8 protein-coding genes are annotated in these 12,010 nt (G+C 57.0%); 1 reads left to right on the plus strand and 7 read right to left on the minus strand.

The annotated features are described in order from the left end of the window. Positions 1-59: 59 nt before the first annotated feature. From yhdP to csrD, 7 genes are all read right to left on the minus strand, one after another. Complete coding sequence (gene yhdP / locus ACMGGX_RS07560; RefSeq protein ID WP_420298240.1) at positions 60-3,863, minus strand: AsmA2 domain-containing protein YhdP; 3,804 nt, start codon at positions 3,861-3,863, stop codon at positions 60-62. A 42-nt stretch (positions 3,864-3,905) separates the two neighbouring features. Further along, entirely contained in the window at positions 3,906-5,375 is a 1,470-nt protein-coding gene (gene rng, locus ACMGGX_RS07565; RefSeq protein ID WP_010436156.1) for a ribonuclease G, read from the minus strand. Beyond that, positions 5,365-5,958 (minus strand): Maf family protein, encoded by a 594-nt coding sequence (locus ACMGGX_RS07570; protein WP_023309398.1) that lies wholly within the window; start codon positions 5,956-5,958, stop codon positions 5,365-5,367. Before ACMGGX_RS07570 ends, rng begins: the two co-directional genes overlap by 11 nt. A gap of 9 nt (positions 5,959-5,967) precedes the next feature. Continuing rightward, entirely contained in the window at positions 5,968-6,456 is a 489-nt protein-coding gene (gene mreD, locus ACMGGX_RS07575; protein WP_023309399.1) for a rod shape-determining protein MreD, read from the minus strand. After that, entirely contained in the window at positions 6,456-7,472 is a 1,017-nt protein-coding gene (gene mreC, locus ACMGGX_RS07580) for a rod shape-determining protein MreC (RefSeq protein ID WP_023309400.1), read from the minus strand. Before mreC ends, mreD begins: the two co-directional genes overlap by 1 nt. A 62-nt stretch (positions 7,473-7,534) precedes the next feature. Beyond that, complete coding sequence (gene mreB / locus ACMGGX_RS07585; RefSeq protein ID WP_000913396.1) at positions 7,535-8,578, minus strand: rod shape-determining protein MreB; 1,044 nt, start codon at positions 8,576-8,578, stop codon at positions 7,535-7,537. A 282-nt stretch (positions 8,579-8,860) separates the two neighbouring features. Beyond that, positions 8,861-10,801, minus strand: a complete 1,941-nt coding sequence (gene csrD / locus ACMGGX_RS07590) for an RNase E specificity factor CsrD (RefSeq protein WP_048981162.1) — start codon at positions 10,799-10,801, stop codon at positions 8,861-8,863. A gap of 182 nt (positions 10,802-10,983) precedes the next feature. On the opposite strand from csrD, the gene ACMGGX_RS07595 reads away from it, so the two are divergent. Next, on the plus strand, positions 10,984-11,958 hold the full coding sequence (locus ACMGGX_RS07595) for an MDR family oxidoreductase (protein ID WP_420298241.1): 975 nt from the start codon (positions 10,984-10,986) through the stop codon (positions 11,956-11,958). Positions 11,959-12,010: the final 52 nt, after the last annotated feature.

The raw sequence follows: 12,010 nt of genomic DNA on the forward strand, positions 1-12,010 counted from the left end.
CCGTGGCGGTATAAAGATCGTATTTATTGAGAGTGAGGCAATTACCTGCCCACGTCAAATCATTGCTGTGCATCTTTGCGCGGCTGGCGCAGCACCTCGTTAATCTGCGGTTTATCTACCGGACCGGTAATGCGGTAGCGCAGAATGGAGACCTTGCTCCACAGCGGACCCAGCACTTTGCTGGCGGCAAACACCGCCGCACCGACAATCGGGTTCACCACAAAGGCCGCCGCCACGCCCACGCTGGCGGAAATTTCCGGCGCCACCACGGCTTCCATATCCAGCTCGCGTCGCACGAGGTTAACGGAGCCTTTCATGGCGATATCCGCTTCCAGGCCATCCACCAGCGTGTCGTCCGTATGCAGAACGCCGTCCTTGATCCACGCCGTGCTGCGGATGGAATCGTAGTAGAAACCTTCGCTGAACGTATCGCTGAAATCGAAGCGCAGCTTGCGCAGCAGCGCGTCAAAACTCAGCAGGCGCAGGATCTGCCCGGCGCGCCCCGTGCTCACGTCGGCAATTTCACCTTTGCCGAAGCGGGTTTTCAGAATGCCGTTCAGCGAGGCTTCATCCGGCTTCCACGGGGCGTCACGCCAGTGAAGATCGTAATCGACGTCAAACGACGAGCCGCGCAGCGGCGTGCTGATTCCAAAGAAATTGGCTGCCGCATCCAGCTTGTTGCCTTTAATGTCGCCCTTCAGGGACGTTCGCTGCTCGCCCGGGTTATTCACCCATTCCCCTGCGGCCGTCATGCGGCCAAAACCGGTATCAACCAGGCCGCCGGAGAGCGTAAGCGTGTTAGCCTGAATAGTGAAATCACCGTCGATACGGCCATATTTCTGCCCCCACAGCCAGCACTCCGCACAGCGCAGCTGGAGATCGGGCCAGCCGCTAAAATCGACGCGGGAGACATTACTCAGCGGCGACGTCTCTGCCGGTTTATCTTTCCCGCTCGCGGCGCTTGCCGGGTTGTAGTAGAGGTAGCGGATCGCCGCCTGCCACGGCGCGTGATTGCGCATGGTCAGCGTGCCGTTGATCTCCCTTCCCTGGGCCTCCACCTTCGTGCCGTTAGCGCCAGGCTGCGAGACAATGCTCAGATTGTTCCACTGCTGCCCGCCCAGCATCAGCGACGGCGTACGTACGGTAATGGCTTGCGGGAACTGGGCGGTTTCATCAACGTTTTGCCCAACGCCTTTCTGGAACAGCGCCAGCCACTCTGCACCGTCCATCGGCGGGAGATTCAGTTCAATGCCAGCCTGCTCCGGCAGAGGCGGCGTGGATCGGCTATCCGTTGTCCAGATGGCTTTGTCGAGGGTGAGCTTGCGGTTAAGCAGCCAGCGGCTGTTGAAGTGGTTTGTCCCGCCCGCGCTTCCGGTCAGCGCGAAGCTGTTCAGGTTGCCATCGACGTTCAGCTTTACCGGCAGGGGCTGTCCGGCCTGTTTATCCAGCGGCGCAGGCATCTGGCTCTGAAGGTTTTTCAGATCGCCCGTGATGTCGACCTTATACTGGGCGCCCGCGTGATAAGGCAGGTCAATTGCCACTTTACCCTGCCAGGCGACTGCGCCCTGCACTGACGCCTCAATGGGCTTCGGCAGGACGTCCATGCGCGCTGGCTGCCAGTTACCGTCCAGATTGACGGCCACCTGATAAGCCTTTTCACCCTCGGTGGTCGTGAAGTCGATATTAACGGGCTGATTAAACCAGCTGGCCGTAAGCGGCTCGCTCTTAAGGTTACCGTTGTCAAAGCTGAACTGTCCGCTGAGATTTTTCAGCGTGCTCTCAAGGGGTTTGATGAACAGGCTATTGTTCTTCAGGCGGACGTCGCCTTTGGCGGTGGTCATCTCGCCGTCCAGCGGGATATCAAGATGTAAGCGAGCATTCACATCGCCATCAAGCTGAAGCTGCTGGAGCGTCGCCGCCAGCGAATCTTTCAGCGGCGTCTCCTCAAAGTACGGTCCTACCGCTTTGCCCGGGCCGTTGATATCGGCATCAATCAGCAGCTTCTCTTTGGAGTAATCCGGGATGTTGGCCGTCAGGTTGCTGGCCGTCACGCCGCCCAGCGCCACGCTGTCGGACTTCATCCATAGCCCGTCATTGAGGAAGTTGAGTTCGATATCCAGGTTTTTCAGCGCGGGCCAGCCGGGCTGGAACGCAAAGGTCGCGTTATGCAGCGGGACCAGCACCTGGAACTGGCCTTCATTATGTTTGTACGGGAATAGATGCGGGTTACCGCCGTAGACCAGCGTGGCATTGTCCGCCTGACCGCCCTGAATCGCGCCGCTGAGATAGTCCACCAGGGCTTTTCCCATCAGGTTTTCCGGGAAGTAGCGCCAGGCCTGAGAGCCGTCATCGGTGCTGATCCCGGCCAGAATGCCCAGCCACGGCTCATCGCCTTCAGGCTGCAGATAGCGGAAATCGCCGCGCGCGTGCACCGCTTTGGCTTTCACATCGATATGGCGGCCATCAAGCTGGAAACCCTTTTCGTTACGAAGCCAGTTAAGCACCGCGCTGCCCTGCTCGATTTCCAGCGGCGCGCGGAAGACCGTCTCGTAAGGCATTTTGGCGTCGTGCATATCAACCGTCAGCCTGCCGTTTTCCACGCTGCCTTCCAGCTTGCCGCTAAAGTGCTCCGCCCCCGGCAGCAGCTTCCACTGCTTCCAGGCAAGATCTTTCCACGTTGCCTGGAAGCGGGTTTTTTCCGTCGCCTGGAGCGGGATGTCCAGCCCCAGAGCATCGATCGTCCCGCTCGGCTGCGTTGCCAGCCAGATCTCGCCCAGGTCCGGAGAGAGTTTTGCCGCCATCGAGCGCAGGCCCTCAATGGCCGCCAAATCGAGGTTGCTGGCGCGGATGCGCAGCTCGTCGCTGCGTTTACTGGCCGTGCCGCCGACGTCCTGCTCCGGCATCCAGGCCAGCGTCAGCGCACCGCGTGGCCACGGCTTGCCGTCCATGGTGATGCGCGTATCCGGAATGGCAAACTGCCAGCCCTCTTTCTCCTGCGTCACGTGCGCGGTGAGGTTATCGACGGAAAGCTGATGCTGCTGTTTTTCGCCTTTCCAGCTGGCGCCCCCCTGCTTGAGCCAGATATCGCCGCTGGCAAATTCGCCTTTGGTCAGGGTCAGCCAGCCTTCAAGGCTGAAACGGGCAGTCTCCAGCTGCATATTTTGCTGGAGCCAGTCGCCCAGCCACGGCTTCACGTCCACATCGTCGGCCTGCAGCCAGACTTTGCCGTTGTTTAACAGACCGTCATCGTCCCGCAGATCCATGCGCACCTGCATCACGCCGTGCTGGCCGTTCAGGCTTGAGAGATTGACCTGCCCCTCGGCGCGGTGACGTTCTTTACCGTTGAGCCAGGTCAGCTGAGGGATCGCCAGTTCGGCGCGCTGGCCGGAAAGGGTAATGAAGCTCACTTCGCTGTCGCGCAGATCGAAGTGATCGAACTGACGGAGGAAAAGATCGCTGAAGCGGTTGGCTTCCAGAACCTGACCGCTATCGCCACCGGACAGCGGCGTATTGGTCAGGAACTGGAGTTGATAAAAGGTGAGATCGCGAAACTGCCAGCGCAGATGCAGCAGGCTTTGCCAGACGTCCAGCGCCAGGGTTACGCGTTTGATTTTCAGGTGGCCGCCATCTTTCAGGCTGGCGTTGATATCCCGGACATCGAGCGTCGGGCCAAAATTCTGCCAGTTAGCGCTAATCTGGCTTACGTTCACCGGCACGCCGGTGGTGGATTCGATTTTAGCCAGCAGCTGCGGACGCCAGCTGTCCAGATGCGGTAATACGAGGCGTAGCCCGCTCACGAGCAACGCGACAATCACGACCAGCGTTGCCCCTGTAAGCAATAAAATCCCCGGCAATCGCCTCACGCATCTCTCCTTGTCAGCTTTCGTCACGCAGCGTACTGCGTCTTACATCATCACGACGTCAAACTGCTCCTGGTTATAGAGCGGTTCAATTTGTACTTTTACCTGTTTGCCGACAAAGATTTCCACTTCCGCCAGCGCGTGTGACTCTTCGCCTTTCAGCGCTTCAGCCACCGCAGGGGAAGCATAGACCAGAAAACGATCGGAGTCGTAGGCATGATGAACACGGACGATTTCGCGCATAATTTCGTAGCAGACGGTCTCAACCGTCTTTACCGTTCCGCGCCCATGGCAGGTTGGGCATTCATTACACAGCACATGCTCAACGCTCTCGCGGGTACGCTTACGCGTCATTTCCACCAGCCCCAGCTGCGAGAAGCCGTTGATGCTGGTTTTCACGCGGTCTTTGCTCAGCGCCTGCTCAAGCGAGTGCAGCACGCGGCGACGGTGGTCTTCATTACTCATATCGATGAAGTCGATGATGATAATGCCGCCCAGATTGCGCAGACGAAGCTGGCGCGCAATCGCCTGCGTGGCTTCGATGTTGGTGTTGAAGATGGTGTCATCAAGGTTGCGATGGCCGACAAACGCGCCGGTGTTGATATCGACGGTGGTCATCGCTTCGGTCTGATCGATGATCAGATAGCCGCCTGACTTCAGCTCGACCTTACGCTCCAGCGCGCGCTGGATCTCGTTTTCGACATCATAGAGATCGAAGATCGGCTGACGCCCTGAATAATGCTCCAGCAGGCCTGGCATCTCCGGAATGTACTCAGCGGTAAATTCCAGCAGCGCTTCATAGGTCAGGCGCGAGTCCACGCGAATGCGGTCAAGCTGCGCATCAGCAAAGTCGCGCAGAACGCGCTGAGCAAGCGCCAGTTCACCGTAGAGCTGGTAGCGGGTCTGGTTGCGTTTTTTACGCTCCATCACCTTGGTCCAGACGCGCTTCAGGTAAGCCGCATCCGACGCGAGGTCTTCTTCACTGATCCCTTCCGCAGCGGTACGGATGATAAACCCGCCCTGTTCATCGCAGTAGGCGCTAACCACTTTCTTCAGACGCTCGCGCTCGGTTTCGCTCTCAATACGCTGCGAAACGCCCACGTGCGACGCGCCGGGCATAAAGACCAGATAGCGGGAAGGTAAGGTGATGTCGGTGGTCAGACGGGCGCCTTTGGTACCGAGGGGATCTTTCACCACCTGCACCATCAGATCCTGCCCCTGACGCACCAGTTCAGAAATATCGCGCACGGCAAACTGCTTTTGCTCTTCGCCCGCGACGCACTCGGTGTGCGGCATGATATCGGAGGCATGTAAAAACGCCGCCTTATCCAGTCCAATATCTACAAAAGCCGCCTGCATACCCGGTAGTACACGACTGACACGACCTTTGTAGATATTGCCTACTATTCCGCGCCGCGCTTCACGCTCAATATGAATTTCCTGAAGAATGCCACCATCAATATAGGCCACACGGGTTTCCGATGGCGTTACGTTTACCAACAATTCAGCCGTCATAATTATCCCTTCCCTCACGCAGTGAGTTAAAATTGCTCAGCAACTCATACGTTTCCACCAGCGGTAAGCCGACTACGGCGTGATAGCTGCCATTAATCTTCCTGACAAAACAGCCACCCAGCCCCTGAATACCGTATGCACCTGCTTTATCCATCGGTTCACCGCTGGCAATATAAGCGGCGATGTCGTCGTCGGTAAGTACTCTGAACGTCACTTCGGTCACCACCAGGCAATCCAGCACGTGCTGGCGGTCAGCCAGCGCGACGGCCGTCATCACCTGATGCGTTTGTCCGGACATTTTGTGCAGCATGCGCGCCGCATGATCGGCGTCGCGCGGTTTCTCAAGCACTTCACCGTTCAGAATAACGATGGTATCTGCTCCCAGCACGGGAAGATCGCGTGGCACACTGGCCACGCCCGCCTGCGCTTTCTCGCGCGCCAGGCGAGACACGTACTGTTGAGCGCTTTCGCCCTCAGCACGTTTTTCTTCAATGCCGGTAACGATGCGTTCAAAAGAGACCCCTAGCTGCGTCAGGAGTTCCTGACGGCGCGGGGAGCCGGAAGCGAGATACAAAGACGTCATAGAAACCTTTTATTGCACAGCAAACTGCTGGCGAACCTTACGCATCAGCAGGAATAACCATGGCCAGAGCACACCGTTTACTACACTACTCCAGAACACTTCCGGTCGGAAAGAGACGTTGATCACTAAAAACTCTGCCCAGAAAACAACGATATCCGCAGCGAGCGACAATAACATCACCACCAGGGCCTGTTGCCAGAGCGCAAGGTTACGAAAGAGCTGGAATTTGAGTGCGACGAGGTACGCAATAATGCTCATGGACAAGGCGCGCACGCCAAGCGTAGAGCCGCTAATGAGATCCAGTATGGCACCCATCACGAAACCTGTGCCGACATTTACGCGATGCGGCAGGGCAAGGATCCAGTAGAGTAAAATGAGCAATACCCAATTTGGCCGGAAAACGAGAATGTCATCCGGCCAGGGCATCACTTGCAGTAACAGTGCAATGAGAAACGAGAGCCAGATGACCCAGCGTCCCTGGCTACGATAGCTTGCCACTACTGCCCTCCCGAAGAGAGTTTAGGCGGTGGCGGCGCATCCGGCAGCGGCTGCGTTAACCCGGTTGCCGGCGCCGGAACTGGCGCAGGCGGCCCCATGGAATCCGCAGGCGGGAGAACCTGCGGCATCATCTGCATTAGGCGCTCGTTTGCTACGCGATGCACCTCTTCAGGCGTCATCGGATTAGCACCGTTACGATCGGCGCCCCACAGCAGCAGCAGATAGCGCAGACGCTGCAAACCGGCGGTTGGGCGCGCCTGAATCACGGTATAGGCACGCTGGGTATCCAGCTTGACCGAAGAGACCACCGCAACCGGATAGCCTTCAGGGAAGCGTCCACCCAGGCCGGACGTGACCAGCACGTCGCCCACGCGAATATCCGTGTTAGCCGGCAAGTGTTCCAGCTGCAGGTCGTCGGTACAGCCGTTACCGGCCGCAATCACGCGGATGTCGTTGCGCAGAACCTGGATCGGCAGAGCATGCGTGGCATCGCAAATCAGCAGCACGCGGCTGGTCAGTTTGGCCACGGCAACAACCTGGCCCACAACGCCTTTATCACTGATAACAGGCTGACCTTCATACACCCCGTTCACGCTCCCTTTGTCGATCACAACCTGATCGCTGTAGGGGTCGTTCACGGTGGAGATCACCTGCGTGACCATTTTCTGCTCATCCTGACGCAGCGGCGAGCCGAGCAGTTCACGCAGACGCGCGTTCTCCTGCTTGTATTGCCCCAGCATCAGCAGTTCGCTGTTTTTCAGCAGCAATTCCTGACGTAATGCCCGGTTTTCGAGTTCGAGTTGGTCACGCGAAGACAGCGTTTGAGAAACGGAGTCGAGTAGTTCACGGGGACCATTTGAAACAAAGTAGAAAGGACTGACGGCGGTATCCATGTACGTTCTGATCTGGCTGAACGTACCGAGGCGGCTATCGGCAATAATGACCCCAAGCGCAACCAGAACCGCCAGAATAAGGCGAAACTGTAGCGATGGGCCACGGCTAAAAATTGGCTTCATAGGCTATGCGTATTCTCGCGTCAGAGAGAAAGGGTAGCAAATTGCTACCCTCTCAAACTCGACTACTCTTCGCTGAACAAATCGCCGCCGTGCATGTCGATCATTTCCAGCGCCTTGCCACCACCACGGGCGACGCAAGTCAGTGGATCTTCTGCAACTACGACAGGAATACCTGTCTCTTCCATTAACAGGCGGTCGAGGTTACGCAGCAGCGCACCACCACCGGTCAGAACCATACCGCGCTCGGAGATATCGGACGCCAGCTCTGGTGGGCACTGTTCCAGCGCAACCATTACCGCGCTCACGATGCCCGTCAGTGGTTCCTGCAGAGCTTCCAGAATTTCGTTGGAGTTCAGGGTGAAACCGCGTGGAACACCTTCAGCCAGGTTACGGCCACGCACTTCGATCTCACGCACTTCATCGCCCGGATACGCTGAGCCGATTTCGTGTTTGATACGCTCTGCGGTTGCTTCACCGATCAGAGAGCCGTAGTTACGGCGCACATAATTAATGATGGCTTCATCGAAGCGGTCACCACCGATACGTACGGAAGAGGAGTACACCACGCCGTTCAGAGAGATAACGGCCACTTCAGTGGTACCACCACCGATATCCACCACCATAGAACCGGTAGCTTCGGAAACAGGCAGGCCCGCACCGATGGCCGCAGCCATTGGCTCTTCAATCAGGAACACTTCACGTGCACCTGCACCCTGGGCCGATTCACGGATTGCGCGACGCTCTACCTGGGTTGCGCCAACCGGCACACACACCAGAACACGCGGGCTTGGACGCATGAAGCTGTTGCTGTGAACCTGCTTGATGAAGTGCTGAAGCATTTTTTCAGTCACGAAGAAGTCGGCGATAACGCCGTCTTTCATTGGGCGAATGGCGGCGATGTTGCCAGGGGTACGACCCAGCATCTGCTTCGCGTCATGACCCACTGCAGCCACGCTTTTCGGCGAGCCTGCACGATCCTGACGAATGGCCACAACGGAAGGCTCATTCAATACGATGCCTTGTCCTTTTACATAAATAAGGGTATTCGCGGTACCCAGGTCAATGGACAGGTCATTGGAAAACATGCCACGAAATTTTTTCAACATACTAAGGGATAATCCTGAAAGCTGGGGCGGAAAACAAAATCCGCTTACTTTACCAACCACACGCAGCAGCGACAAGGCGCAAAAATCATCTGCAACGGTGAAAATTTGTGCAGTACGTTTCCTGATGTTACAAAATCATCCCCTGACTCCCTCAGGGCTGAGTAAACAGTAGCGTTCCCCACTGACGTTTGTAACCCGTTACAGGTCGTTCACTGGCTTTTTGCTCGACATACTCAAAGCTACAGGCGCGATATTCTACGTGAAAACAGCGTAAACGGCAGGTCAAACAGAGTATCTTTGCAAATATTTTTTCACGTTGGTGTCAAGCGGTTGAGAGGCAGCAAAAAAATCCCCCTGACCGCCCATCACGCCGCGCGCTGTTAACATCTGCCATTCGCTTCTGGAGCGCACGCCCGTGGCAAATACTTGTGTTCGCGTACCCTTGCACGCTTCCACCAGACTCTGTACCAGCAGCTGGTTTTCCGTACGCTTCTCAATATTCCTTACCAGCCCCGGATGTAGCTTTAATAACTCCACATCCAGCTCCTTGATCCAGTTGGTGCTGACCAGCGTTAAACCTGCCTGCGTCACAGCGATACGTGCACCGAGCGCATTGATCAGACGTACCACCGGACGTAACCGGCTGATGTGTTGACCTACATCGGCCTCAGCAAGTTCAAAAATAATGTGTTTACGTTGCGATTTTTCGCATTGCATTAACGTATCACGTAGCCAGCGCTGAAAACGTGGGCGTATTAACGACTCCACGGTGACCTGTAACGCCAGGTTTTCTTCAGGCCAGAAGGATAAAAACGGAATCAGCCGGGTAATTTGCTGGCGGTCATACTCTTCGGACAGGCCAAATTGCAGCACCATCGGCAGATATTCCGCAGAGATGACCTCTTCGGTACCGTCAAAAATACGACACATCAGTTCACGGTGATGAACGTTGCCGTTTTTCATGACCGCGGGTTTTTGATAAATACGTGGCCCGCCGCGGCTAAGCATTTGCTCAATCAGCGTGCGCCAGCGCACGTTGCCGCGCCCTTTTTCCGGCAGCGAGTCATCGTAAACCGCCCATCCGTTGGCCCCCTGCAACACGGCGTTGCGGGTAGCGGCTTCCGCATGTTCCATCACCTGCTCTGTGGATTGTCCGCCACGCCAGGCGCAGATCCCCATGTGGACCATATCGTCCCTGTCGAGCATTTTGCTCTGCGGCAGCGCATCTACCGCCTTCAGCAGCTGGCTGGCGATGCTTTCGGATTCCTTTAGCGTACGATGAGGCAACAGCACGGCAAAGTCGCTGCGGTGATAGCGGGCCAGCAGCGCGCCCGGGTAGCGCATAATAAAGGTAGAGAGCAGGTTGATCAGCGTAAAGAGGTTTTCTTCCGCGGCCCGCTGTCCCCAGGTGTCGCGCAGGAGATCGAAATCGGGCAGGCGAATCATCATCACCACCCCGTGAGTCCCCACTTTTTCTGAATCGTCGAGCAGCGTGGCGAGCTGATTATCAAAGAAAAGACGGTTGTTAAGGCCGGTTTTATTATCCTGCGCCGCATAAGAGCGGATCAGCGTATCCATACGGCTGCGCTGGTCGCTGGCAAACTGGATTTCGGAGAGCAGGGTATCGAGCGCGCTGCTGGCGCGTGACGGCCACTCGTGAACGGAGCCACGCACCTGCGGGCCGCGTTCACCGTTCAGGATCCGCACGGAGCGCATCTCCAGCAGCTCCTGACCGGAAAGCTGGCGGCGCAGCCAGCGGACCGCGAGAAAGATCAGCAGGACGATAAACGCAACGGCGACAGTGAGCGGCGCGGTGGTCATCATGGAACGAAAATAGCTGGCCATCGGATCGAGGTAGACCATGTGTATGGTCATCCCCGGATTTTTAAGGGAATGCACCGTCACTTCCCGATACTGGCTTACCACGCCCGCGGGGCGATAGCTTCCCGGTCGTTCGTGGCTTAAAACACGATGCTTTCCCTGCAGAATGTCGATCTGAACGATATCAACAGGTACCATCAACTCATCGAGCTCACGGGAGAGCGCCGGTAGCGGCGTCGTCAGCAGACGCGTATCAATCACCGAGGCAACAGACTGTACCCGGTTGACCAGCTTGTCCTGAATGGCGGTGTAAAAGCTCAGGGAACAGCCCAGAAGCGTGACAAAAATGGTAAGCCCCGTCAGCAAGGTGATAAAAGCTGAGAACTTCGTCGTTAATCGCATCCTTGAGATTACTCCGTGGGTTGATGGGGTAGCGAGTAAGCGCTAACTTGCATTTCAAATGCGGCATACTACCAAATCGGGTGTATCTGGCAATTTATTGCGTTAAATCGGCACTGCGTTTCCCTGAGCGAGTATAGTCTTCAGAAATTATTTTCCAATCATCTGAGTCGTGAGGACCCCTTATGCAGGCTTTGATCTTAGAACAGCAGGACGGCAAAACGTTTGCCTCAGTGCAGGCGGTTGAAGAGAGTCGCCTGCCGGAAGGCGAAGTAACCGTCGACATCGACTGGTCCAGTTTAAATTATAAAGATGCGCTGGCTATTACCGGTAAGGGTAAAATCATCCGAAATTTCCCTATGGTGCCGGGGATCGATTTCGCTGGCCGGGTTCATACCAGCGAGGACCCGCGCTTCCATCCAGGCCAGCATGTACTGCTCACCGGCTGGGGCGTGGGTGAAAATCACTGGGGCGGGCTGGCAACGCAGGCGCGCGTGAAGGGCGACTGGCTGGTGCCTGTGCCGAAAGGCATGGATGGCCGCAAGGCAATGATCGTCGGCACGGCAGGCTTTACCGCCATGCTGTGCGTGATGGCGCTGGAAGATGCGGGTATCCGCCCTGAATCAGGGGAAATTGTCGTCACCGGTGCCAGCGGCGGCGTGGGCAGCACGGCAGTCACGCTGCTCCACAAGCTGGGCTATCAGGTCGCTGCGGTTTCCGGCCGAGAAAGTACCCATGACTATCTGCGCCTGCTCGGCGCCAGCCGCATTCTCAGCCGCGACGAATTTGCCGAAACCCGTCCGCTGGAAAAACAGGTTTGGGCAGGGGCGGTGGATACCGTCGGTGATAAGGTGCTGGCAAAAGTCCTGGCGCAAATGAACTACGGCGGATGCGTGGCAGCCTGCGGTCTGGCCGGCGGATTTGCCCTGCCAACCACCGTGATGCCATTTATTCTGCGTAACGTACGCCTGCAGGGTGTGGATTCCGTGATGACCCCTGCGGCCCGTCGTCATGAAGCCTGGGAACGACTGGTGCGCGATCTGCCGGAATCTTTCTATACCCAGAGCGCAACGGAGATAACCCTCAGCCAGGCGCCGGAATACGCCAGTAAGATCATGGACAACCAGTTCCACGGCCGCGCGCTGGTGAAAATCGCCTAATCTTCAAATTTTCGTGACATATTCGCGCGAATCCCTCTCCTCCGTCATGCTT

Source organism: Enterobacter sp. BNK-29 (assembly GCF_048684785.1).
Classification (GTDB): Bacteria; Pseudomonadota; Gammaproteobacteria; order Enterobacterales; family Enterobacteriaceae; genus Enterobacter; species Enterobacter cloacae_M.